The 24,555-nt window shown below is 65.8% G+C and carries 21 protein-coding genes, 1 tRNA gene and 1 pseudogene; 15 read left to right on the forward strand and 8 right to left on the reverse strand.

The window, feature by feature from the left end:
• The first annotated feature begins 131 nt into the window (after positions 1–131).
• On the forward strand, positions 132–398 hold the full coding sequence (locus NGK62_RS25340) for a hypothetical protein (RefSeq protein ID WP_059380540.1): 267 nt from the start codon (positions 132–134) through the stop codon (positions 396–398).
• 7 nt (positions 399–405) lie between these two features.
• Here the strand turns inward: NGK62_RS25340 and NGK62_RS25345 are convergent, their stop codons facing one another.
• Entirely contained in the window at positions 406–1,890 is a 1,485-nt protein-coding gene (locus NGK62_RS25345) for a glycosyltransferase family 39 protein (RefSeq protein WP_251880883.1), read from the reverse strand.
• A 299-nt stretch (positions 1,891–2,189) separates the two neighbouring features.
• Here NGK62_RS25345 and NGK62_RS25350 point away from each other — a divergent pair, with 299 nt between their 5' ends.
• The 8 genes from NGK62_RS25350 (at position 2,190) to NGK62_RS25385 (ending at position 10,539) form a co-directional block, all read left to right on the forward strand.
• The gene (locus NGK62_RS25350; RefSeq protein WP_059380522.1) at positions 2,190–2,924 is read left to right on the forward strand and encodes a FadR/GntR family transcriptional regulator; all 735 of its coding nucleotides are present in this window, start codon (positions 2,190–2,192) and stop codon (positions 2,922–2,924) included.
• Positions 2,925–3,064: 140 nt separating this feature from the next.
• Positions 3,065–4,639 (forward strand): ABC transporter substrate-binding protein, encoded by a 1,575-nt coding sequence (locus tag NGK62_RS25355; RefSeq protein WP_251880885.1) that lies wholly within the window; start codon positions 3,065–3,067, stop codon positions 4,637–4,639.
• A gap of 102 nt (positions 4,640–4,741) precedes the next feature.
• The gene (locus tag NGK62_RS25360) at positions 4,742–5,749 is read left to right on the forward strand and encodes an ABC transporter permease (RefSeq protein ID WP_118933324.1); all 1,008 of its coding nucleotides are present in this window, start codon (positions 4,742–4,744) and stop codon (positions 5,747–5,749) included.
• Positions 5,746–6,585 carry an ABC transporter permease gene (locus tag NGK62_RS25365; protein WP_059380519.1) on the forward strand — a complete coding sequence of 280 codons (840 nt, stop codon included), beginning with the start codon at positions 5,746–5,748 and terminating at the stop codon, positions 6,583–6,585. The genes NGK62_RS25360 and NGK62_RS25365 overlap by 4 nt, the downstream gene beginning before the upstream one ends.
• Before the next feature lie 9 nt (positions 6,586–6,594).
• Positions 6,595–8,226, forward strand: a complete 1,632-nt coding sequence (locus NGK62_RS25370; RefSeq protein ID WP_251880887.1) for an ABC transporter ATP-binding protein — start codon at positions 6,595–6,597, stop codon at positions 8,224–8,226.
• A gap of 38 nt (positions 8,227–8,264) precedes the next feature.
• Positions 8,265–8,555: a cupin domain-containing protein gene (locus tag NGK62_RS25375; RefSeq protein WP_059380517.1), complete on the forward strand. Its 291-nt coding sequence runs from the start codon at positions 8,265–8,267 to the stop codon at positions 8,553–8,555.
• A 17-nt stretch (positions 8,556–8,572) separates the two neighbouring features.
• A complete protein-coding gene (locus NGK62_RS25380; protein WP_251880889.1) occupies positions 8,573–9,637 on the forward strand; it encodes a histone deacetylase family protein in 1,065 nt (354 codons plus the stop codon).
• A 14-nt stretch (positions 9,638–9,651) separates the two neighbouring features.
• On the forward strand, positions 9,652–10,539 hold the full coding sequence (locus tag NGK62_RS25385) for a DMT family transporter (protein WP_118933326.1): 888 nt from the start codon (positions 9,652–9,654) through the stop codon (positions 10,537–10,539).
• 9 nt (positions 10,540–10,548) lie between these two features.
• Here NGK62_RS25385 and gntR read toward each other — a convergent pair whose 3' ends face one another.
• Positions 10,549–11,574 (reverse strand): HTH-type transcriptional regulator GntR, encoded by a 1,026-nt coding sequence (gene gntR, locus NGK62_RS25390; RefSeq protein ID WP_118933327.1) that lies wholly within the window; start codon positions 11,572–11,574, stop codon positions 10,549–10,551.
• Positions 11,575–11,706: 132 nt separating this feature from the next.
• Between gntR and NGK62_RS25395 the strand changes: the two genes are divergently transcribed.
• The 4 genes from NGK62_RS25395 to NGK62_RS25410 are packed head-to-tail and all read left to right on the forward strand — an operon-like array spanning position 11,707 to position 16,452.
• The gene (locus NGK62_RS25395) at positions 11,707–12,249 is read left to right on the forward strand and encodes a TRAP transporter small permease (RefSeq protein ID WP_251880891.1); all 543 of its coding nucleotides are present in this window, start codon (positions 11,707–11,709) and stop codon (positions 12,247–12,249) included.
• A gap of 42 nt (positions 12,250–12,291) precedes the next feature.
• Positions 12,292–13,572: a TRAP transporter large permease gene (locus NGK62_RS25400; protein WP_251880892.1), complete on the forward strand. Its 1,281-nt coding sequence runs from the start codon at positions 12,292–12,294 to the stop codon at positions 13,570–13,572.
• A 22-nt stretch (positions 13,573–13,594) separates the two neighbouring features.
• Positions 13,595–14,611: a TRAP transporter substrate-binding protein gene (locus NGK62_RS25405; protein ID WP_059380511.1), complete on the forward strand. Its 1,017-nt coding sequence runs from the start codon at positions 13,595–13,597 to the stop codon at positions 14,609–14,611.
• A 59-nt stretch (positions 14,612–14,670) separates the two neighbouring features.
• Complete coding sequence (locus NGK62_RS25410; protein WP_251880893.1) at positions 14,671–16,452, forward strand: IlvD/Edd family dehydratase; 1,782 nt, start codon at positions 14,671–14,673, stop codon at positions 16,450–16,452.
• Between the two features lie 9 nt (positions 16,453–16,461).
• Here NGK62_RS25410 and NGK62_RS25415 read toward each other — a convergent pair whose 3' ends face one another.
• Positions 16,462–16,857, reverse strand: coding sequence for a YbaN family protein (locus NGK62_RS25415; protein WP_251880894.1), 396 nt, complete (start codon positions 16,855–16,857; stop codon positions 16,462–16,464).
• A gap of 202 nt (positions 16,858–17,059) precedes the next feature.
• Between NGK62_RS25415 and NGK62_RS25420 the strand changes: the two genes are divergently transcribed.
• On the forward strand, positions 17,060–18,556 hold the full coding sequence (locus tag NGK62_RS25420; RefSeq protein ID WP_251880895.1) for a methyl-accepting chemotaxis protein: 1,497 nt from the start codon (positions 17,060–17,062) through the stop codon (positions 18,554–18,556).
• Positions 18,557–18,666: 110 nt separating this feature from the next.
• Complete coding sequence (locus NGK62_RS25425; RefSeq protein ID WP_251880896.1) at positions 18,667–19,305, forward strand: LysE family translocator; 639 nt, start codon at positions 18,667–18,669, stop codon at positions 19,303–19,305.
• Positions 19,306–19,436: 131 nt separating this feature from the next.
• Here NGK62_RS25425 and NGK62_RS25430 read toward each other — a convergent pair.
• The 5 genes and pseudogenes from NGK62_RS25430 to NGK62_RS25450 all read right to left on the reverse strand — a co-directional run bounded on the left by NGK62_RS25430 (position 19,437) and on the right by NGK62_RS25450 (position 24,324).
• A tRNA-Val gene (locus NGK62_RS25430) sits at positions 19,437–19,513 on the reverse strand.
• A gap of 229 nt (positions 19,514–19,742) precedes the next feature.
• Positions 19,743–20,414: pseudogene (locus NGK62_RS25435) on the reverse strand (phosphoribosylanthranilate isomerase); the annotation flags it as partial.
• Positions 20,415–20,474: 60 nt separating this feature from the next.
• Positions 20,475–21,686 (reverse strand): TRAP transporter substrate-binding protein, encoded by a 1,212-nt coding sequence (locus tag NGK62_RS25440; protein ID WP_118933333.1) that lies wholly within the window; start codon positions 21,684–21,686, stop codon positions 20,475–20,477.
• A 52-nt stretch (positions 21,687–21,738) separates the two neighbouring features.
• The gene (truA, locus tag NGK62_RS25445) at positions 21,739–22,548 is read right to left on the reverse strand and encodes a tRNA pseudouridine(38-40) synthase TruA (protein WP_118933334.1); all 810 of its coding nucleotides are present in this window, start codon (positions 22,546–22,548) and stop codon (positions 21,739–21,741) included.
• A 3-nt stretch (positions 22,549–22,551) separates the two neighbouring features.
• The gene (locus NGK62_RS25450) at positions 22,552–24,324 is read right to left on the reverse strand and encodes a type IV pilus assembly protein FimV (RefSeq protein WP_251880898.1); all 1,773 of its coding nucleotides are present in this window, start codon (positions 24,322–24,324) and stop codon (positions 22,552–22,554) included.
• Positions 24,325–24,555: the final 231 nt, after the last annotated feature.

Below are 24,555 nucleotides of genomic sequence, written 5' to 3' on the forward strand. Positions count from 1 at the left end.
TCTTGCGCAAATGCCGGCGTCTTGCTGCCCCCCCTCCTATCCGCCAGCCCCCCTAGGGACTCCCTGCGGCGCTTGCGGCCTCGTCCCCGTAAAATGCGCCTGTCAAAAAGATGCACAACAAGGAAACCATCATGGGCACTGAACTGGACGGCCGCCTGCTCGCCATGCGCCAGGCGCTGGCGATCGCCATCGCCCTCTCGACCCGCAGCAGCCCCCAAGCCACCGACATGGCGCTGGAGCTGCTCAATGACCTGAAGGCAAGCATGGACAACACCCCTTCGGACAGCCCGTTCGAGAAACCGGAATGGGTGGCGGGCGCGCACGATGAACTGGACGGCATCGCGCGGCTGGTGCGCGCCTTCACGCAGACGCCCGAACCGGACGACGAGGCGCAGTAGTCTGCCCCTAGGGGCCACGCGCGCCAGGCGCCGCGCCGCAAAGCCGGGAGGCCGGCGTCACGCGCCAGTGCAGGCCCGGAAAATCCTGGCCGACTGCGACGAACCCCGCTCCGAGCGTTCTCGGTTCCAGCTCCAGCTCCAACGCGCCGCAAGCCTCGGCCACCTCCTTCGGCACCCAGGGACTGAAACGGAGCTGTCCATCTATCAGCACCAGCGGCTGTTCGGGCAGCCTCAGGGCCAGCGCGCCGGCTTCGGCGGGCGGCCCCGATATCACCTTGACGGGTCCGCCCAGCGCGGCCTTGGCGGGTTCATGCAAGGCCCGGGCCAGCGCCCGGGAATCGAAATAGCGCCAGTCCGACGCCTTGCGCACAAGCCCCGCCCCGCCCGGGGACGTCAGCCCGACCCGGACCATCAACAGCGCCTGGACCAAAGCGAACACCAGTACGGCATCGCGCGGCCGCACGCGCTCCCAGACGCCGCCACGCGCCAGCTCCATCATCGCGGGCGCCACGAATAGCAGATAGGGCGTGCCCCAATGCAGTTGCACATGGGAACCGCTGGCAAGCGTCATGACGCTGACGAACACCAGTGGCGTAAAGCCGAACGACAGCAGGATGGCGCGGCCAGCATCGCGCGGCGGCGCCTCCGTCCTCACAGCGGCCACGGTTGAGCGGCGGCGGGCCAGCCACCACAAGACGCCCAGGAACACCCACGCAGGCAGCGCGCGGTTCAGCATCTGATCGCCCCACCACCGCGCCACTTCCGCCACGCGTTGGGCCCAAGGCAGGCCAGCGGCCAGCGATGAGTTCATTGCGTAGTTCAGGGGCTCGAAACCGTTGTAGGCCAGCCAGCAGAGATGCGGCGCGAAGACCGCCAGCGCGGTCAGCGCCGCCACCTGCAGCCCGAACCGGTGCATGGAATCGCGCCAGCCGCGCTGGCTCAGCCAAAAGACCAGCACGGCGGCGCCCGCCACCGCGCTCTGGTATTTGGATAGCGCGCCCAGACCCAGGCTGGCGCCCAGCACGATCCACCACCCGATCCGGCGCGTGGTCCAGGCTTTCCAGCACGCAACGGCACAGCCCACCGCCAGGGGAATCAGTACGATCTCGTGGTTGTAGAAATGCAGGCGGCCGTTGTAGAAGGTGATGCACAGGCCGGCCAGCAACGCCGCCCGCGCATGGCCACTGCCGCGCATGCGCCGCAGCCAGCGCCACAACAACGCGAAAGCGCCCAGGGTGCAGAGCGCGCCGGCGATGTAGCTGGTCCACGCCGACCAGCCCAGCAATTGCACCGCTGGCCACAGCAACCAGGTCGGTAGCGGTGGATGCTTGTAATAGCCCCATTCCAGGCTGCGTACCCAGGTCAGTTGTTCGATGTTGTCGGTGGGCGGCACCAAGGTCGCCCTGTCCAGCAGCGTCAACCACGCCAGTGCGTACACCGCCATGCCCGCGCCGATCCACCAGCCCTCGGGCCGGAACGCCCGCTTCGTCACTTCCCGCACTTCCTACCCCTTCCTGCCGGCGCAGCGCACTGCCTTGCTTCACGCCCGTTATCGGGCGCAACGGAGTATGGGATGGCGCGGGTTCGCAACAGCGCTGTTTCTGTGGGGATTTGTCTGGAAACTGTAAAGCGCGCCAGGCATTCCTAACTGGCCTGACCACCTTAAAGAAAGAGGTGGAATCCCTGTGATCGTTTTCCCTTGAATTGGAAAATTTCCCTTCATATTCAAGGATCAGATGCCTATATTTGGTGGCCTGACCACTTGGCTCCAAGTTCCCGCCCCCACCGTCGATGAACACCTTCCAAGCTGCCGCCGTCACCCGCCTGTACCGCGTCATCGCCGACCAGATCGCCGGCCGGATTCGGGCCGGGGAATTCCCTCGCGGCGGGCGCCTGCCTTCCGAGCGGGAGCTGGCTGAACAACTGCAGGTCAGCCGCGCGTCGATCCGCGAGGCTTTGATCGCGTTGGAAATTGAAGGCTATGTCGAAGTGCGTGTAGGCACCGGAGTATTCGTCACCGCCTCCCGGGAAGCCTCCGCTCCCGCCACGTACGCCACGCCGGGACAGGACGGCATCGGCCCGTTCGACCTGCTCGAAGCGCGCATGCTGATCGAACCCGAGTGCGCCGGCATGGCCGCGCAGCATGGATCGCCCGCCCAGATTGCCGCCATCCGCGATGCCCACGAGGGCATGTCGCTGGGCAACTCGCCCGGCCGCCACGACCGCGAATTCCACAACGCCATTGCCGCGGCTTGCGGCAACGCCGCGGTAGCGGCCTCGGTCGCCCATCTGTGGGACTTGACGCAGACCAGCCCCGTGTACAGCCGCATGGAGGATTACTTCGTCGATACCAAGGTCTGGGCCATCGCCCATGCCGAGCACCAGCGCATCCTAACGGCCATCCAGGCGCGCGACCCGATCCGCGCGCGGCACGCCATGCATGCGCATCTGCTGGGCATCCTGGCGCGCCTGCGGGAAGACTTTGGCGACGAGAACGGCGCTCCGCAATGGTGCGCGGCGCGCTGAAGAGCACCTGTACGAAGCATTGTTGTAGCGGCTCCACCCGTAGTACCCCTGAAAACACAGGTGGCATGAGGTTTGCTTGCCAGTGCACGGCATCCGCGACGCGGACACCTGTCAGACCCTTTCCAGCCCGGAGGCTCGCAGTGAAATCGAAGAAATGGTTCTCCCTAAGCATCGGCGCACTGGTCCTCGCGGCCGCGCTGCCCGCCACGCAAGCGCTGGCGCAGACCAAGGGCGGCACGCTGAACATGATCGTCCAGCCCGAACCGCCGGTGATCGTCACCGCCATCAATCAGCAGGGTCCCACGCAATTCGTCGCCGGCAAGATCTACGAGAGCCTGCTGACCTACTCCACCGACCTGAAGCCCCAGCCCGGCCTCGCCAAGTCCTGGGACGCCTCGGCCGACGGCCTGTCCTACACCTTTCACCTGCAGGACAACGTCAAGTGGCATGACGGCAAGCCCTTCACCTCCGAGGACGTGGTCTTCTCGTTGGCGGACATGCTGCCCAAGACCCACGCGCGCGCCCGCGTGATCCTGAACAAGTTCGTGGAATCGGTGCAGGCGCCGGACGCCAAGACGGTGGTCGTCAAGCTGAAGACGCCCTTCCCCGCCTTCATGCTGATGTTCGAGCCGGGCTTTGCGCCCATGATGCCCAAGCACATCTATGCAGGCACCGACTACATGACCAACCCGGCCAACCAGAAGCCGGTCGGCACGGGTCCGTTCATGTTCAAGGAATGGAAGCGCGGCGAATACATCAAGCTGACCCGCAACCCCGACTACTGGAAGCCCGGCAAGCCGTATCTGGATGAACTGGTGTTCAACGTCATCCCCGACTCGGCCTCGCGCGCGGTGGCTTTCGAGCGCGGCAGCGTGGACGTGCTGCGCGGCGGCGACGTGGACAACGTCGACATCAAGCGCCTGCGCGCCCTGCCCAAGGTCGAGTACACGACGGCTGGCTGGGAGATGTTCTCGCCCCAGGCCTACCTGATCTTCAACATGCGCAAGCCGCCCTTCGACAACCTGAAGGTGCGCCAGGCGGTGATGGCGGCCATCAACCGCAACATGGTGGTCAACAACATTTTCTTCGGCCTGGGCAAGGTGTCCACCAGCCCCTTCGTCACCACCGAGATGTTCTACGACAAGAACATGCCGCCGCTGGCGTTCGACATGAAGAAGGCGCGCGCGCTGATCAAGGAATCCGGCATCAAGCCCGAGGACTACACGATCCGCCAGCTGAGCTTCCCCTACGGCTCCACCTGGGACCGCCTGGGCGAATACACCAAGCAGGCGCTGGAGCAATTGGGCTTCAAGGTCAACCTGGAAGCCACCGACGCCGGCGGCTGGGCCAGCCGCACCGGCAACTGGGACTTCGACATGACGACCACCTTCACCTACCAGTACGGCGACCCCGCGCTGGGCGTGCAGCGGCTCTATATCTCGTCGAACATCGTCAAGGGGTCGCCCTTCGCCAACGTGCAGGGCTACAGCAACCCGGAGACCGACAAGCAATGGGAGGCGGCCGCGTCCGAGGTTGACCCCGCCAAGCGCCAGGAGCTCTACACCAAGCTGCAGACGACGCTGGTCAACGAGATCGCCAACGGCTTCCTGGTCGACATGGAGTTCCCCACGCTATACCGCGGCAACGTGAAGAATCTGGTCAAGACCGCCATCGGCCTGAACGAGAGCTTCGACGACGTGTACATCGAGAAGTAAGCGCCGCAGGACGCCGCCGCGGCAGGCCTGCCGCGGCGGCGGATGCCGGCCGGACTACGGCTGCCCCAGGCAGGCCGCGCCCGACCAGAGAGGACCCCGAGCATGAAATTCCTGTCTTTCCTTGTTTCCCGCATCGGCAAGGCCCTGGTGGTCGTGCTGGGCGTGGTGATCATCAATTTCTTCCTGATCCGCCTGGCTCCCGGCGACCCCGCCGCCGTGCTGGCAGGCCAGGCCGGCGCGGGCGACGCCGCCTACGTCGAACAATTGCGCGTGGCGTTCGGCCTGGACAAGCCCATCCTGACCCAGCTGATGCTGTACCTGAAGGGCGTGGTGCAGCTGGATCTGGGTTTCTCGTACCGCAACCATGTGCCGGTGCTGGACCTGATCCTGGAACGGCTGCCGGCCACCTTCCTGCTGATGTCCTGCGCCTTCGTGTTTTCCATCGTGCTGGGCGTCTTCCTGGGCGTGGTGGCGGCCAAGGCCCGCTACCGCAACAAGCGCCGCTGGATCGACAGCTCCGTCATGACGGGCGCCCTGGTGCTGTATGCCACGCCGCTGTTCTGGTTGTCGCTGATGGGCATTCTGCTGTTCTCGGTGGTGCTGGGCTGGCTGCCGGCCTTCGGCATGGAGACCGTGGGCGCCAACCTGAAGGGTTGGGCGCGCGCAGCCGACATTGCCCAGCACCTGATCCTGCCCACCGTGACGCTGGGCTGCTTCTTCATGGCGGTCTACGTGCGGCTGACCCGCGCCTCCATGCTGGAAGTGATAGGCATGGATTTCGTGAAGACGGCGCGCGCCAAGGGCGTAAGTCCCGGCCGCGTGATCCGCGCCCACGTGCTGCGCAATGCGCTGCTGCCTGTCATTACCTTCGCCGGCATCCAGTTGGGGCAGATGGCGGGCGGCGCGGTACTGACCGAAACCGTGTTCGCATGGCCCGGCATAGGCAGGCTGATGTTCGACGCGCTGCTGCAGCGCGACTACCAGCTGCTGCTGGGCATCTTCCTGGTCACCTCCATCATGGTGGTGGTGTTCAACCTGCTGACCGACGTGCTGTACCGACTCATCGATCCGCGCATCGGCGCGGGCGCGCAGCAAGGAGCCGCCGCATGAAGTCATTTGCCCGGCGCTACATGCGCAATTACGGAGCGGTGGCCGGACTGGCCATCATGCTGGTCGTGATCGTCGTGGCCCTGGCCGCGCCGCTGCTGTATGAAGAATCCCCCTGGATGATGGTGGCCGACCCGCTGATTCCGCCCTTCACCAATGCCGACTACCCCTTCGGCACCGACATGCTGGGCCGCGACATCACGGCCGGGCTGGTCTGGGGCGCCCGGGTCTCGTTGATGGTGGGTCTCTTGTCCACCGCCGTGGCGCTGGTGTTCGGCATCGTGGTGGGCTCGGTGGCGGGTTACTGCGGCGGCCGGGTGGACGACGCGCTGATGCGCTTCACGGAGTTCTTCCAGACCATCCCGCAGCTGGCCATGGCCGTGGTGCTGGTGGCGATCCTGAGCCCGTCCGTCTACTCCATCATGGGCGCCATCGCGGTCGTCTCCTGGCCGCCGGCTGCGCGGCTGGTGCGCTCCGAATTCATGACGCTCAAGCAGCGCGAGTTCGTGCAGGCCGCCATCGTCATCGGGCAGACGCCGGCCCGCATCGTCGGCACCCAGATCCTGCCCAACGCCATGTCGCCCATCATCGTGTCGGCGTCCTTCATGGTCGCCACCGCGATCCTGACGGAATCCTCGCTGTCCTTCCTGGGTTTGGGCGACCGCAACCTGATGAGCTGGGGCTTCATGATCGGCGCGGCCCGCACCATGATCCGCGAAGCCTGGTGGATGAGCGTCTGGCCCGGCGTCGCGATCCTGCTGACGGTGCTGGCCATCAACCTGATCGGCGAAGGCCTGAACGACGCCCTCAACCCGCAGCTGCGCAAGCGCGGCGAATAGGAGGACGGCATGAACGCATCCCCCCCTCTGCTCTCCATCCAGAACCTGAGCATCGCCCTGCCCAAGGGCGGCGACCGCCCCTATGCGGTCCAGGAGGTGTCCTACGACATCCGCGCCGGCGAAATCCTCTGCATCGTCGGCGAATCGGGCTCGGGCAAGTCCATGAGCGCCAACGCCATCATGGGCCTGCTGCCCGACTACCTGACGCCGCAGCAGGGCCGCATCCTGTTCCGCGGCCAGGACCTGCTGCGGCAGGACGAAGCCACGCTGCAGGCCATGCGCGGCAAGGACATGGCGATGATCTTCCAGGAGCCCCTGTCGGCTCTCAACCCGCTGATGACGGTAGGCGAGCAGATCAGCGAAGTCATGCGCGTGCACAACGCCTATCCGGGCGCGCAGCGCATGGCACGCACGCTGGAGCTGCTGGCCTTCGTGGGGCTGCCCGACCCCGCCACGCTCTACCACGTCTATCCGTTCCGGCTGTCGGGCGGCCAGCGCCAGCGCGTGATGATCGCCATGGCCTTGGCGCTCGAGCCCGCGCTCCTGATCGCCGACGAACCCACCACCGCGCTGGACGTCACCACCCAGGCGCAAATCCTGGCGTTGATCGCCCGCATCCAGAAAGAGAAAGGCATGGGCGTGATGTTCGTCACCCATGACTTCGGCGTGGTTGCCGAAATCGCCCACCGGGTCGCCGTCATGGAAAAAGGCATCCTGGTCGAACAGGGGCCAGCCGAGGAGGTACTGAACCGCCCCCGCCACCCCTACACGCAACGGCTGATCGCGGCCGTGCCGCATCGCCGCGGCGCCGAGCGCGAGTCCGCCGCGCACGACCAGCCCGTGCTGGACGTGCGGGACTTGAAGAAGACCTACGTGGTGGGCCGCGGCTGGCTGGGCGGCAAGCGCGAGGTGCATGCGGTGGACGGCGTCAGCTTCAGCGTGCGGCGCGGCGAGACGCTGGGCATCGTGGGCGAATCGGGCTCCGGCAAGTCCACCATCGGCAAATGCCTGCTCAAGCTGGTGGGCATCAACGGCGGCCAGCTGATCTTCAACGGCCAGGACATTGCGGCCATGCCGGAATCGCGCTTCCGGCCGCTGCGCCACGATATCCAGATGATCTTCCAGGATCCGTTCGCCTCGCTCAACCCGCGCCATACCGTGGGCCGCATCATCAGCGACGGTCCCGTCGCCAACGGCGTGCCGCGCGCCCAGGCCGAGGCGCGGGTGCGCGAGCTGCTGTCGCTGGTCGGGCTGGACCCTTCCGCCTTCGACCGCTATCCCAACCAGTTTTCCGGCGGACAGCGCCAGCGCATCGGCATCGCACGCGCGCTGGCGCTGGAGCCCAAGGTGCTGGTGGCCGACGAATCAGTGTCGGCGCTGGACGTCTCGGTTCAGGCGCAGGTGCTGCAGCTATTGCACGATTTGCAGCAACGCCTGAAGATTGCGCTGGTCTTCATTACCCACGATTTGCGCGTGGCGGCCCAGATCTGCAATTCCGTTCTGGTCATGCATCGCGGCAAGGTGGTCGAGTACGGCTCGCCCGCGCAGATCTTCGACAACCCGCAACACGCCTATACGCGGCAGCTGATCGCCGCGGTCCCCGGCCAGCATTGGGACCCGACCAAGGCGCAAGCGGCCTGAAGCGCACAAGAATATTCATACCCCCAAGGAGAAGCTCCATGCAACGCCCCGCCGCCATACCGACCGTGCAGATCGACAATGACATGGTCACCGTCACCGAATGGCGCTTCCCGCCCGGCGGCGAAACGGGATGGCACCGCCATGGCATGAACTACGTGGTGGTCCCGCAGACCACCGGCCCGCTCTTGCTGGACACGCCCGACGGCGAAATCACCAGCCAGCTCACCGCCGGCGTGGCCTACTACCGGCCCGTGGGCGTAGAGCACAACGTGATCAATCCCAGCGACACGGAATTCGTGTTCGTCGAAATCGAACTCAAGCACGCATAACGCCAGCGAGGGCAGCCATGAAGGCGTTTTTCTCGGAAGAGCAGCTGCTGCATACGCCGCAGCAATTCATGCGGCTTGGGCGCATCAGCGCGCCCACCGATCTGCCGGCGCGGGCGGAAAGCCTGCAAGGCGCGCTGGCCGCGCGCGGCATCCGCGTTCAAGCGCCGGCGGACTACGGCCGCAAGCCGCTGCAGGACATCCATAGCCCGGACTACCTGGACTATCTGGAAACGGCCTATGCGCGCTGGCAGGCCTTGCGCTCGCCTGCCATGGACCCAGGCCCCGAGGTGCTGCCCAATCTTTCGCCTTACTACAACGGCCGCGTCGAGCTGGCTGGCCGCGGCCCCTGCCCGTCGCCCTCCATCGTGGCGCAGACCGGCTACTACCTGAGCGACCTGTCCTGCCCCATCGGGCCGCAGACCTGGCGCTCGGCGCTGCGCTCCACGCACAGCGCGGTGGCGGCCGCCGACCACGTCGCCAGCACCGGGGGCATGGCCTACGCCTTGTGCCGGCCCTCCGGCCACCATGCCCACCGCGATCGCGCGGGAGGCTTCTGTTACCTGAACAGCAGCGCGGCCGCGGCCAGCCGGCTGCTTCAGACCTGGTCCAAGGTGGCCGTGCTGGATGTGGACGCGCACCATGGCGACGGCACGCAGAACATCTTCTATCAGCGCGGCGACGTCATGACGGTATCCCTGCACGCCGACCCCGCCGCCTACTACCCCTTCTATACCGGCTATGCGCATGAGCGCGGCTACGGCGCGGGCGAAGGCTGCAACCTGAACCTGCCGCTGCCGCACGGTTCTGGCAACGACGCCTTCCTGCGCGCGCTGGACACGGCGCTCGCCGCCCTGGACGGCTACGCGCCGCAGGCGCTGGTGCTGGCCCTGGGCTTCGACACCTACAAGGACGATCCCATCAGCGTCCTCAAGCTCGACATCGATGCCTACCGCGACATCGGCGCGCGCGTCGCCAGCCTGGGGCTGCCCACCGTGATCGTGCAGGAAGGCGGCTACATGGTCGAGGCCATCGGCCCCGCGCTGGACGCGTTCCTGCAGGGCGCGGGCCTGACGGCAGCCTGAGCCCGTCCGCCGACATGAGCTCCGTTCCCATTGCGTTACCCTCGCCGGCCGCCGCGCGCCAGACCGGCATCCTGCTGTTCTTTGCCGCGCTGGTGGCCTTCGCCACCTTCGATGCGGGGTCCAAGCACATGCTGGCCCGCTACCCCGCGCCCTTCCTGAACATCATGCGCTATTCGGCGGTGGCCGTGCTGGCGCTGGCGCTGCTGTGGCGGCACCGCGGCGGTCCGCGCCTGCGCGATGCGCCCGAAAAACCGCTGTTGATCCTGCGAGGCCTGCTGCTGGCCACGGTGGGTACCTGCTTCATGACAGCGCTGATCTGGATGCCGCTGTCGGAAGCCACGGCCATCTACTTCACCTCGCCCCTGATCATGGTGGCGCTGTCGCCCTGGCTGCTGGGCGAGCGGGTGCGACCCGCCCAGTGGATGGCGGTGGCGGCGGGCTTTGGCGGCATGCTGCTGATCGTGCGGCCAGGCGCCAACCTGCCGTGGCTGGGCACGCTGCTGATGGCGGTGTCCGCGGTCAGTTACGCGGTGTTCCAGGTGCTGACGCGCAAGCTCTCCGGCAAGGTGCCCGGACCGGTCCAGTATGCCTACACGGCCTTCATCTGCCTTGTCGTCACGGGGCTGCCGGCGCCATTCTTCCTGCCTGACCCGTGGCCGGATCTCGCCGATATGCTTTTCATCGTCGGCTTGGGCGCCTGCAGTGGATTGGCGCAGATCTTCCTGATATCCGCCTTCCAGCGCGTGGCGGCGGCGACGCTGGCGCCCCTGAACTACTTCCAGCTGCTGCTGGCGGTACTGTTCAGCACCTTCTGGTTCCAGCGTCCGCCCGATGGGCTGGCCTTGGCCGGCATGGCGCTGATCATCGCCTCCGGCGTGTTCCTGGCGCTGCGCCGGGGCTGAGGATTGCGTTCAGCTGGTCTCGCGCTGGACCAGTTTGAAGCCCAGGTCCACATGACGCTCGGCGACGGCTTCGCCCGCCAGATGGCGCATCAACAGGTTCGCGGCCGATACGCCGATCTGGTAGCGCGGCGTGGCGATGGTCGACAGCGGCGGCGTGGTCCAGGCCGTGCCCGCCACGTCGTGGAAGCCGACGATGGCCATGCGTTCCGGCACCGGCACGCCCAGCCTTCCGCACTGGAACACCGCGCCCTGGGCCAGGTCGTCGTTGCAGAAGAACAGCGCGTCGCAGTCGGGATGGCGCGCGCGCAGCGCTTCCAGCAGCGAGGCTCCCAGGCCGATGGATGATTTCTCCGGCGTCATGATTTCCAGAGCCGGGTCATACAGGCCCGCATCCCGCAGCGCCTGGCGGCAGCCTTCGCAGCGGCGCAGCGACCGCGGATCCAGCTGCGCGCCGACGATGCCGATACGGCGGTAGCCCCGCTCCACCAGATGGCGGCCGGCGGCATAGCCGGAATCGAACTGCGAAAAGCCCACGCTCATGTGCTGGCCGCCGTCCAGCGTCTCGATCGTGTGCACGGTGGGAATGCGCTGCGTGTCCAGCAGGTCCCATACGCCCGGGTTGTGGTCGATGCCGGTCAGGATCAGGCCGTCGGGCGCGTGCTGCAGATACTTGCGCAGCAGAGCCTCCTCTTCGTCCGGCGCATAGCCGGTCACGCCGATCAGCATGTGGTAGCCGTGCCGGTCCAGCTCTTCCTTGATCCCCGCGATGATGTCGACGAACACCACGTTGCTCAGCGACGGAATCAGCGCCACGATGGTCTGCGAACGCGCCGACGCCAGCGCGCTGGCCGCATGGTTGGGCACGTAACCCAGTTCCTGGCACACCCGCGCGATGCGCAGCCGCAGTTCCTCCGCCACCTTGTCCGGCGTGCGCAACGCCCGCGATACCGTGATCGCGCTCACGCCCACGTGGCGCGCGACATCCTGCATGGTGACGCGGCCGGCGCGTGAACTGCGGGGTTTACGGATGGACATCGGTCCTCGGCATCGGTTGTTGAGCGCGTAGTCTGACGTAAAAAACTGGGGCTTGCCAAACGCAAAATGTTAGCGCTAACATTTCGCACAGCATAACCCTAAAAAATTCCGGGAAACGGATAGGAGACAAGCATGCAAGCTTCCCCCCCGGGGCGGCCTGGCGGCACGCCGCTGGCCCGCGCCGCCAATTGGTGCTTCGCGCTGCAGACCTGGCTGATGGTGGCCTGTCTGGCCGTCATGGTGGTGCTGCTGTTCGGCAACGTCGCGCTGCGCTACCTGTTCAATTCCGGCATCAACGTCTCCGACGAGATCTCCCGGCTGGCCTTCGTCTGGATGATCTTCCTGGGTTCGGTGATAGCGCTGCGCTCGCATCAGCACATCGGCGTCACCATGCTGGTGGAACGCTTCGGCCCCGCCGCCCGCCGCGCTACGCACGTGTTCTGCCAGTTGCTGACGCTGTGGGTGCTGTGGCTGATGGCCGAGGGCAGCTGGACCCAGACCGTCATCGGCCTGGACACGGTGCTGCCTGTGACCGGCATGTCGCTGGCGGTGTTCAACGCCGCGGCGCTCTATGCGGCTGCCGCCATGGGCATCCTGACCTTGATCGATCTGGTGCGCGTCCTTGCGGGCGGGCCCTTGCCGGCGGAATCCAGCCCCGAAGACCCGCTGGTCTGACGGCTCCGCCTCCAACTCCCCCACCCCGCCCGGACGCCCGCAATGATCCTGACCGTCTTCCTGCTCGTGCTGCTGGGGCTGATCGCCCTCGGCATGCCTATCGCCTTCGCGCTGCTGCTCAGCGCGATCGCCATGATGTTCCAGCTGGACTTTTTCGATACCCAGATCCTGGCGCAGAACATGCTGTCTGGCGCCAATAGCTTCACCCTCATGGCGGTGCCGCTGTTCATGCTGGCCGGCGAACTGATGAACGCCGGCGGCATTTCGCGCCGCATCGTCAATCTGGCCAGCACCTTCGTGGGCCACATCCAGGGCGGCCTGGGCTATGTCGCCATCTTCGCCAGCGTGCTGCTGGCCGCGCTGTCCGGCTCGGCCGTGGCCGACGCCGCGGCGCTGGGCTCGCTGCTCATTCCCATGCTGCGCGAAAGAGGCTACGACGCGGGCCAGGCCTCGGGGCTGATCGCGGCCGGCGGCATCATCGCGCCCATCATTCCGCCCTCGATCTCGTTCATCATCTTCGGCGTCGCCACCAACGTGTCGATCACCAAGCTGTTCTTCGCCGGCATCGCGCCCGGGCTGATGATGGGCCTGACCCTGGTTGCGGTCTGGACCTGGGTGGCGCGCAAGCACGGCAGCATCAAGCCCTCGCCGCGCGAGCCGTGGAGCAAGCGCTGGAAGGCGCTGCGCGAATCGCTGTGGGCCCTGATGTTGCCCGTCATCATCATCGGCGGCCTGCGCGGCGGCATCTTCACGCCGACCGAGGCAGCCGTCGTCGCCGCGGTCTACGCGTTGCTGGTGAGCCTGTTCGTCTACCGGGAAATCAGCGTGCGCGACCTGGCGCCGCTCTTCATCAACGCCGCCAGCACCACCGCCGTCGTCATGTTCCTGGTGGCCGCCGCCATGGTCTCGTCCTACATGATCACCCTGGCCGACATGCCGCAGGACCTGATCGCGTTGCTGGAACCCGTACTGGACCAGCCCAAGCTGCTGATGTTCGCCCTGCTGGTGCTGCTGACGCTGGTAGGCACGGTGATGGACCTGACGCCCACCATCCTGATCCTGGCGCCGGTGCTGATGCCTGTGGTCACCAAGGCCGGGATCGACCCCGTCTATTTCGGCGTGATGTTCGTCATGGTGGGTTGCGTGGGCCTGCTGACGCCGCCGGTGGGCACCGTGCTCAACGTGGTCTGCGGCGTCGCCCGCATCAATATGGAAACCATCTGCAGGGGCGTGTGGCGCTACGTCGTCGCCTACACGCTGCTGCTGGTCCTGCTGGTGATCTTCCCCGAGCTGATCACCGTCCCCGCACGCTGGATGCATTAGAAAAACCCCAAGGAGGAGCACCATGATCACCCGTTTCAAGACCCGCATGCTTGTCCTGGCGACGGCGCTGTCCTGCGCTATCGCCGGCGTCGCGTCCGCCGCCGACGTCAAACCGCGCCTGATCCGTTTCGGCTACGGCCTGAACGAAGAAAGCGTCCAGGGACGCGCCGCGCGCCACCTGGCACAGGAGCTGGAAAAAATCAGCGGCGGCAAGCTAAAGATGAAGACCTTCGGCTCGGCCAACCTGGGCTCGGACGAACAGATGCAAAGCGCGCTGGTGGGCGGCGTGCAGGAAATGATGGTGGGATCCACCGCGCCCCTGGCCGGCATGGTCAAGGAGTTCGGCGTGTTCGACCTGCCCTTCCTCTTCAACAGCGAAAAGGAAGCGGACGCCGTGCTGGACGGCCCGATGGGTCAGGACATGCTGAAGAAGCTGGAAGCCAAGGGCATCGTCGGCCTGGTCTATTGGGAAAACGGCTTTCGCAACATGACCAATTCCAAGCGCCCCATCGCGCGCGCGGAAGACCTGCAAGGCATCAAGCTGCGCGTGATGCAGAACCAGATCGCTCTGGGCGTCTTCAACACGCTGGGCGCCAACGCCGTGCCCATGCCGTTCTCCGAACTGTTCACCGCGCTGGAAACCCGCACCGTGGACGGCCAGGAAAACCCCATCACCACCATCCAGAGCAGCAAGTTCTACGAGGTGCAGCCCTATCTGACCATTACCCGCCACGTCTACACGCCCTGGGTGGTGCTGGCGTCCAAGAAATGGTGGGACACCCTGTCGCCGGAAGAACAGAAGCTGATCCGCCAGGCCGCCGCGTCCTCGCGCGACTTCGAACGCCAGGACAGCCGCGCCGATTCGCAGAAGGCCATGACCACGCTGGAGAAGGCTGGCATGAAGATCAATACGGTATCGCCCGAAGAGATCGCGCGCATGCGCCAGAAGGTGCAGCCGGTGGTCGACAAGTACACGCAGGACCTCGGCCCCGAGCTGGTCAAGCAGCTCAACGACGAAATCCAGAAGGCGCGCAACTAGGCCTTTTGCGGCCCGGACGCGCGCCGGGCCGCCACGCAACCGCTGTAAACGAGAATCCCATGTCCCAGACTCCCCGCAAGCTGCGCAGCCAGAAGTGGTTCGATGATCCGGCGCACGCCGACATGACGGCCATCTATGTCGAGCGCTATCTCAACTACGGCCTGACGCGCCAGGAACTGCAATCGGGGCGGCCGATCATCGGCATCGCCCAGACCGGCAGCGACCTGGCGCCCTGCAACCGGCATCATCTGGCGCTGGCCGAGCGCATCAAGGCCGGCATCCGCGACGCGGGCGGCATCCCCATGGAGTTTCCCGTGCACCCGCTGGCCGAACAGGGCCGGCGCCCCACCGCCGCGCTGGACCGCAACCTGGCCTACCTCGGCCTGGTCGAGATCCTGCACGGCTATCCGCTGGACGGCGTGGTCCTGACGACCGGTTGCGACAAGACCACGCCCGCCTGCCTCATGGCCGCGGCCACCGTCGACATTCCCGCCATCGTGCTGTCCGGCGGACCGATGCTGGACGGCTGGCACGACGGCCAGCGCGTCGGCTCCGGCACCGTCATCTGGCATGCGCGCAACCTGATGGCCGCGGGCAAGCTGGACTACGAAGGCTTCATGACGCTGGCCACGGCGTCGTCGCCATCCATCGGCCACTGCAACACCATGGGCACGGCGCTGTCGATGAACTCGCTGGCCGAAGCGTTGGGCATGTCGCTGCCCACCTGCGCCAGCATTCCCGCGCCCTACCGCGAACGCGGCCAGATGGCCTACGCCACCGGGCTGCGCATCTGCGACATGGTGCGCGAGGACTTGCGCCCGTCTCATATCCTGACGCGCCAGGCTTTCGAGAACGCCATCGTCGTGGCCTCGGCGCTGGGCGCCTCCAGCAACTGCCCGCCGCATCTCATCGCCATCGCCCGCCACACTGGCATAGACCTGAACCTGGACGACTGGCAGCGCTTGGGCGAAGACGTGCCGCTGCTGGTCAACTGCGTGCCTGCGGGCGAGCATCTGGGCGAAGGCTTTCACCGCGCGGGCGGCGTCCCGGCGGTGTTGCATGAACTGGCGGCGGCCGGCCGCCTGCATACCGATTGCGGCACCGTGTCCGGCAAGACCATCGGCGAGATCGCGGCCACGGCCAAGACCAACAATGCCGATGTCATCCGCAGCTGCGACGCGCCGCTCAAGCACCGCGCGGGATTCATCGTCCTGTCCGGCAATTTCTTCGACAGCGCGATCATCAAGATGTCGGTCGTGGGTGAAGCCTTCCGCCGCGCCTACCTGTCGGAGCCCGGTTCGGAGAACGCCTTCGAAGCGCGTGCCATCGTCTTCGAAGGCCCGGAGGACTACCACGCGCGCATCGAAGACCCTGCCCTGAACATCGACGAGCATTGCATCCTGGTGATTCGCGGCGCCGGCACCGTGGGCTACCCGGGCAGCGCCGAAGTGGTCAACATGGCGCCGCCCTCGCATCTGCTCAAGCGCGGCATAGACTCGCTGCCCTGCCTGGGCGACGGCCGCCAGAGCGGCACCTCGGCCAGCCCGTCCATCCTGAACATGTCTCCGGAAGCTGCGGTGGGCGGAGGCCTGGCGCTATTGCGCACGGGCGACCGCATCCGTGTAGACCTGAACCAGCGTTCGGTCACCGCGCTGGTGGGCGAAGCCGAAATGGAACGCCGCAAGCTGGAACCGCCGTACCAGGCGCCGGCTTCGCAGACGCCCTGGCAAGAACTCTACCGGCAATTGGTCGGTCAGCTTTCGACCGGCGGCTGCCTGGAGCCTGCGACGCTGTACCTGAAAGTGGTGGAAACGCGGGGCGATCCCCGCCATTCGCACTGACGCTGGCGGCTATTGGGGGGCCTGGCCGCTGCCGGCTTGCGGCCCTTGCGGAGCCGGCCGCGTAACGACGTAGGCCGCGCTGGCCAGGAAAAACACGGCGACGGCGGCGGCCAGCATCCACGACGGATGCGCGCCCCACCAGAACAGCACGTAGCCCACGGCCATGCCCAGGCAGGCGTAGGTCTTGCCCTTGCGCGATACGGCGCCCTGGTCCCGCCAGGCGCGCAGCGCGGGACCGTAGGTCGGGCTATCCAGCAGCCACTTCTCCAGCCGCGGCGAAGAGCGCGAAAAGCAGGCGACCGCCAGGATCAGGAATATGGTCGTCGGCATGACGGGCAGAAACGCGCCGATCACACCCAATGCCAGCATCAGGCAACCCAGGCAGAGCCACAGTACTCTCATCATGATGGGCAGCAGGATATCCCAGGTTTTCCAGTCGCTTCAAACGCGCTGCGCAAGTCGGCGGCGGCGCTCCGACGCCCCGGCCCGGTCGGTGGCGTATTTGGGACAAATATGAATAAATTGGAATATATATTCACAAATTGGAATTATTGAATAAAAATCGTACGTGCGCGGGGTTCCGCGCTTTCCGTCGCGAGGAAATGCCATGCGCAACGCAAGCGATTTGCTGGAAGACTCGTACCGCCGGACCGACCGGGCAATGTTGCCCCTGCTCTGGCTGCTGTTCGCCGTCGGATTGTGCATGGCCCCGCAGTACGGGCGTTGGGGCGCCGCCATCGCAGTCGGCCTGGCCGGCGCAGGCATTCCCTCGCTGCTGATACTCTGGCGACCCGGCCGGCTGAGCACGCGTTTGACCGTCGCCTGTGGCCTGATGGTGCTGGCCGCGCTCCATATCCATTTGATGTCCGGCATGGCCGAGATTCATTTCGGCATCTTCGTGTTGCTGTCGCTGCTCCTGGCCTATCGCGACTGGCGCACGATCCTGTGCGCGGCAGTGGTCATCGCGCTGCACCACCTGTCGTTCAATTTCCTGCAACAGTGGGGCTACGGGACGATCTGCTTCACGGAACCCAGCCTGCCCATGGTGCTTCTGCATGCGGTCTACGTGGTGGTGCAGGCCGCCGCGCTGGGCTGGCTGGCCTGGAAAATGGAGCGGGCCGCGGTAGCAGCCGAGGAACTGGCCCGGCTCAGCGCGCATATAGGCCGCGAGGTCGGCATGTTCGACTTGCGCTTCGGCGGCTTGAGCATGGATAGCCGCCTGGGGCAGAGCTTCAAAGCCACGATGGATGCCGTGCACCGGACCATGAGCGGGGTCCGGACCACCGCAACCGCCCTCTCGGCAGCGTCGCGCGACATCATGCAGGACAACCAGCAACTGGAGGAACGCACCCGCACCCAGGCCGATTCGCTGCAGCGCACCGTGACATCCATGCGCGACCTGGCGGCGAACGTCCACGACAACGCCACCAATGCGCAGCATGCCCGTGAACTGAGCGACGAAGCCCGGCGCATCGTCGACACCGGCAGCACGGCTGTCGCCGGCGTCGCGGCCGTGATGGGAGAAATCCAGCAAGAGGCCAAGAAGATTTCCGAGATTACCGGCTTGATCGACAGCATCGCCTTCCAGACCAACATCCTCGCCTTGAACGCGGCGGTGGAAGCGGCCCGCGCCGGCGAAAGCGGACGCGGCTTCGCCGTCGTGGCCACCGAGGTGCGCGCGCTGGCGCAACGCAGCGCCAGCGCCGCGCGCGAAATCCGCGGCCTGATCGACGGTTCGCTGACCAAGACCGGCGACGGTTTCCGCCAGGCCGACCATGCCGCCCACGTGATCCGCGAAGTCGTGGCCAGTATCGAGCGCGTAGCCGGCATCGTCAGCCAGATCGGCGACGCGGGACGCGCGCAGGCCACGGACATCGACGAAGTCAACCAGGCGGTGACCCAGATGGACGAGCTGACCCGGCAGAATGCGGCCCGGGTCGCGCAAGCCGCGGACGCCTCTACCGCCTTGCAAACACAGGCGGCCGAACTGTTGCAAGCCGTGGGCGTGTTTCGCCTGCGGGACGAGCCGTCGCCGCCAATACAGGCAGCGCCGCGGGTGACGCATCAGGGGCTCGCCGCGTCGGCGGCGCTGGCAGGCGGCTGATACAAAAACTGCAAGACGTCTGCCAGCGGCAGGCGCTGCGCCGTCCTTTGCAGGGTCCGGCTTTCGTGGAAGAATCAAAGCCTCCCGCGGCTTCAGCCTCCCAAACGATCATGACTCCTCTCGCATCCATACTCGCGATTCTCGGTGCACTGTGGCTCGGAGCCATGTTGCCCGGGCCAAGTTTCATCATCGTCGCGCGCAAGGCCATCGGCCAGTCCCGCTGGGACGGCCTGGCCTCGGCCTTCGGCATGGGCGCAGGCGGCATGCTGTTCGCCGGCCTGGCGCTGGCGGGCCTGTATTCTCTGCTGCAAAGCGTGGAATGGCTTTATGTCACGCTGAAAATCGCAGGCGGCGCCTATCTGCTTTACATCGCTGGCCGGATCTGGCGTAGCGCCAAGCAACCTTTCGCCTTGCCCGGTGGCGCCGCCGCGGCCTCTCGCAATGGACGGAGTTCCTTCTGGATCGGACTGACGACCCAGTTAAGCAATCCCAAAACTGCGATCTGGTATGGAAGCATTTTCGCCGCGTTGCTGCCCCAGCACCCGCCAGCATGGATTTACTTCGCGCTGCCGCCGCTGGTATTCCTGGTCGAGTTCGGCTGGTATGCCATCGTGGCGCTTTGCTTTTCGACCAAAGGCCCGCGAGAAGTTTATTTGCGCGCGAAGAAATGGATAGATAGAGGTGCTGCGGGCGTCATTTCCGCGCTGGGGTTACGCCTTATCCTGAACGCGCCCAAGAATGGGCTGTAATCTGAAGACGCGTTAATCATTGCACCAGGCCTTCGATTCCCCGCATTTTGCGAGGTTAAAACAAAAAAGCCGCCAGATCATGGATCTAGCGGCTTTCTTTTTGCCGTGCTTGACAGCACTTTGCAGGAATTTGGTAGGCGGTATTGGAATCGAACCAACGACCTCCACGATGTCAACGTGGCGCTCTAACCAGCTGAGCTAACCGCCTGCAAAGAAGAAGAATTATATAGTGCTTTTTTAAACTATGCAAATCGTCTAACAAGATTTTTTGCATTATTTATTGCGCTTCGAAATTTGCGGCGTTTACTTTCGCATGCCTTCAAACTTCCTTGCGCAACGCGTTTTGAAGAGTCCGTTCTTAGGAACTTGTTCCAAGAAACTTTAAGCGCCGCTTTTCAGCATTGCCGCACCGCTTCAAACCGCCTGCACTGCACTAACTAATTTCCCTTCAGCTTCGCGTCTGCCGCTTGCGCTGCAGCAACGAAGAACGAGATTCTATCAGAACTTTTAATTCCTTGCTCAAGCTCCACGCCGCTACTCACATCGACCGCCCAGGGCCTGATCAATTCCACCGCCTGCCCGACGTTTTCTGCGTTCAAGCCGCCCGACAGAATCAGGGGCCGCGACACCGGATCGGCCCTCACCTCGTCTAGCAGGGTGTAGTCGAAGCCATGGCCGCTGCCGCCGTATCCCGCACTGTAACTATCGAACAGCCAGCCCGCGGCTTCGCCATAGGCGCGGCACGAAGAGGCCAGGCTTTCCGCGGTATCCAGACCGGGCGCGCCGGCACGGAATGCCCTTAGAAAGCGATGACCGTAGCGCGCGCAATCCTGCGGCGTTTCATCACCATGGAACTGCAGCAGCTCCGGCTTGACCTGGTCCAGCACGGCCTGCACCTCGGCCTCTTGCGCATTCACGAACAAGGCCACCACGTCGACAAAGGCCGGCACCATGCGCCGCAACTGAGCTGCGCGCGTCGGCGTCAGGCAACGCTTGCTCTTGGCGTAAAACACAAAACCGATCGCATCGACGCCCGCCGCAACGGCGGCGTCGATGTCCTGTTCCCGGGTCAATCCACAGATCTTGATGCGTGTGCGCATGAAACTCTTCGCTTGCTTGGCCGCCCTGCGCGGCTGGTCGAATCAGTATATCCGGCGTGAAGGCACCGCCTACGCGGCGGGCTGGCCCATGGTGGCCACGAGATTGTCGAAACTGCCCTCGGCCAGACGGAACCAGGGCGTTTCCTTGTCACGAAACGCCGCCATGCTGTCGTACAACTTCTTGAACATGGGATCCTTGGCGCTCATTTCCTGGTAGGCGGCCAGCGACGCCTCGTAGCTCGCCTGCAGGACCGGCTTGGGAAACGCCTTCAACTGCGCACCGCGCGACACCAGCCGGCGCAGCGCGTCCGGATTGCCAGCGTCGTACTTGGCGATCATGTTGGCAGTCGCCATGCGGCATGCCAGCGTCAAAGCGGACTGATACGGCTTGGGCAACTCGTCGTAGGCGTCCTGGTTCACATACAAGGACAGCTGCAGCGTGCCCGCCCACCAGCCCGGAAAATAGTAATTCCTGGCCACTTTATAGAGCGCCAGGTTTTCATCGTCGTACGGGCCGATCCACGCCACGGCGTCCACGACGCCCTGCTCCAGCGCGCCATAGGCTTCGGCCACCGGAACGTCCACGGGCGTCGCGCCCATCCGCGCCAGCACATGGCGGGCGAACCCGCCGGCCTTCACCTTGAGCCCCCGCAGGTCGTCCACGGTCTTGATTTCCCCGCGAAACCAGCCGCCCATCTGCGCGCCGGTATAGCCGCAGGGAAAGTTCAGGATGTTGTACTTGTCGAACAGCACGCGCGTGAGCGCCAGGCCTTCGCCCTGCGTCATCCACGCATTCATCTGCCGCGTGTTCAGGCCGAACGGCACGCCGGCGTCAAAGCACAGCGCCGGGTCGATATCGAAGTAGCGGGTCGACGCCGTATGGCCGCAATCGACGACGCGGTGCTGCACGGCTTCCAGCACCTGGCCCGGCTGCACCAGGTCGCCGGCGGGAAAGATCTCGATGCTGAAGCGCCCGTCGGTCACCTCGTTCACGTAACGCGCCACGTCTTCGGCGCCGGCGAACAAGGTGGGAGACTCGTTGGGAAAACTGGAGGCCAGCCGCCATGCGACTTTGGATGGGGCTGCCACCACCGCGGGCGCTTCGGGCGCGGCCACCGGAGCGGGCGGCGGACTGGCCGGAGCCTCTTGCGGAGCCGACGGCGGTTCCGACGGGACAGCGCTGGCGTTTTCCTCGGTCGACGGGACTTCCTGCGCGAACGCCGGAGCGACCAGGGCGGCGCCGCCCAGGGCGGTCTGCTTCAAAAACGCGCGGCGTTGCATGGCAAGAGCCTCCATCGGATATGGACAGGCATCGCCGTTGCCGGCGACATCCCTAATAGGTTTGAGTAAACGGCGACAGCAACTGCGATCCCCCGTCGAGCTCATCCAGGCCGAACGCTTCCGGATAATCGATGGCGGACAGGTACAGGCCATCGGGCGCGAAGGTCGGCGCGCCCCGCTTGCGGTCGCGCCAGGACAGCAACTGCGCCATCCAGTCCACCGATTCGCGCCCTTGCCCGATCTGCAATAGTGCGCCCATGATGTTGCGCACCATATGATGCAGGAAGGCATTGGCCTTCAGGGTGAACACCAGGAACGGCCCGCGTTCATCGATGTCCAGCCGGTAGAGATGACGCACGGGATGCTTGGCCTGGCATTGCGAGGAACGGAAGCTGGAAAAGTCATGCTCGCCCAGCAAGGCGTTTGCCGCGGCCCGCATGGCATCGACGTCCAGCGGCTGAAAACACCAGCCAGCCCGCCCGGCCCACAACGCAGGCCGAACGCGGCCGCGCCACAACAGATAAACGTAGGTGCGGGCGCGCGCGGAAAATCGCGCGTGGAATTCGTCCGATACCGGCTGCGCCCACTGGACCGAAATACTGGGTGGCAGGAAGGCATTCACCCCCCGGACCCAGGATTCCATCCGGCGATCGAGCTCGGTGTCCAGATGGACTACCTGCATCGCGCCGTGCACACCGGTGTCCGTACGGCCGGCGCAGATGGTCGCCACCGGCCCTTCCACACCACAAAAACTGCCCAGGGCGGCCTCCAGCGTGTCCTGCACCGTTTGCCGATGCGGCTGTGTCTGCCAACCCTGCCAGGCGGAGCCGTCATACGCCAGCCCCAATGCAACTCTAGACATGTATCAAACCCGTGGCCCGCCGACACGGTGCGGTTCGTCCGTGGGCGGTTCGTCCAGGTCGAGATTGATGCTTCCGAGCTTGCGGTTCAGCGCCGCCGTATCCAGCGCTGGCTCGTTGAATTCGTAGGTTTCCTCGTCATCGTCCCCGCGCCGCGCGCCGGCCCGGCGCAAGAGCCAGGCAATCGCGAATGCGATCAGCGCCAGCACTGCGGTGACGATAACGAGCAGATTGTCGGCCAGCCACGCAGGCATGTCCGAGGCAGAATCCTTGCCTGCCGGCGTACCGGCGGCCTGATCTGGCGAAGGTGTCCCAGAAGCGCCGGCGGCGCCGGGAGTGCTCGCGGCTCCTGCCGTTCCTGTTGCGCCGGGAGCGCCTGCCGCGCCCGGAGCGCCTGCCGCACCCGAAGCGCCCGCTGCACCCGAAGCGCCCGCTGCACCCGAAGCGCCCGCTGCACCCGAAGCGCCCGCTGCACCCGAAGCGCCCGCTGCACCCGAAGCGCCCGCTGCACCCGAAGCGCCCGCTGCACCCGAAGCGCCCGAAGCGCCCGTTGCACCCGAAGCGCCCGTTGCACCCGAAGCGCCCGTTGCACCCGAAGCGCCCGTTGCACCCGAAGCGCCCGCTGCACCCGAAGCACCCGCCGCACCCGAAGCGCCCGTTGCACCCGAAGCACCCGCCGCACCCGAAGCGCCCGTTGCACCCGAAGCGCCGGTTGCACCCGAAGCGCCCGTTGCACCAGCGGCGCCCTGCTGTGCCACCGCCTTGTTCAAATCGTCGACATTACTCTGCAGTTGGCTCACACGCCCCTGGACATCGGCCATGGCGCGCTCGCTCGACGTCCTGGCGTCAGCCTGCGCCTCGGCTTGAGCCGACGCGCTGTCTTGCGCCTGCCCGGAGGACAAGCGAACGCGATCCTGCGGCGGCGATGCGCTGGCCGCCCCGGCATCAGCGGGAGGCGCAACGCTGCCTGAAGCCGCGCCCTGCCCCTGGACCACGGACGGATTCGCGCCGGCCGCCGCGCCGATGCGCGCGCGGTACTTCGCGAATGCCTCGGCATGCTCATTGAAGATGCGCCGCGCTTCGGCCGGATCCACCGCGCGCACGGTGGCCGCGTCGGGAATCGTCAACCTCTGGCCAGCCTTCACCAGATTCATATTGTTCTGGATGAATGCCTCGGGATTGGCGCGCCACAAGGCCACCAGCATCTGATAGACCGACGCGTTGGGCACGGCATTGCGCTGCGCGATCGCGAAAAGATTGTCGCCGGACTTCACGTTGACCGAACGTGATCCCGCCGCACGCCCCGGCGTGCCGACCGCGGCCGGCGTCACATCGGCCGTGGTGCCGCGCAACGGCACCAGGATGCTGACCTGCACCTGGCGCTGCCCGGAGCTGGAGCTGATATCCAGCAGCAGATCAACCGCGCCGCTGGCCGGCGGCTGCGAGGCCCGCACGCGCAGATTCTTGCGCGTGGCGTCCAGGCCGTCCTCAACCCGGACCACCATGCTTGCCAGCGGGACCGGCGGTTTCAGGCCCGCGCGTTGCCAGGACGCCTCGTCGGCCACCGACACCTTGAGCGATGCGATTTCCTCGGGCGTGAGTTCCTGCAATCCCACCACCGCCTGCAGCGGCGCGCCCGGCACGGAAACCACCCGCGAATGCCCCACGCGCATGGCCATGGCGGTACTGCACACGCTTGAGCCAATCGCCAGCGCAATCGCCCACTGCAGGGCTTTTAAACGGCGGGCATGCTTCACTTGGCGCGAACGCTGGGTCATAAGCTGGAATTCCGTCTTGTAGTCGACTTGCGGGCTGGAGCCGGATCACGCCATATCGGTGAGAACTGGCATCAATTCACGGGAAAAGTGTAATGGATCATGCGCATTTCACAAACCTGAAAGGCCCGGCCGCGCTTGCTGGCGGGCCTGTCCGCCGGCACGGTACAGACGCCCTGCAAACGGCAAGGGCACCCTGAGGTGCCCTTGCTTGCCTTGCGTGCCTGCTCAGGC

The organism is Achromobacter sp. Marseille-Q4954, from assembly GCF_943737025.1.
GTDB classification, from domain to species: domain Bacteria; phylum Pseudomonadota; class Gammaproteobacteria; order Burkholderiales; family Burkholderiaceae_B; genus Achromobacter; species Achromobacter bronchisepticus_A.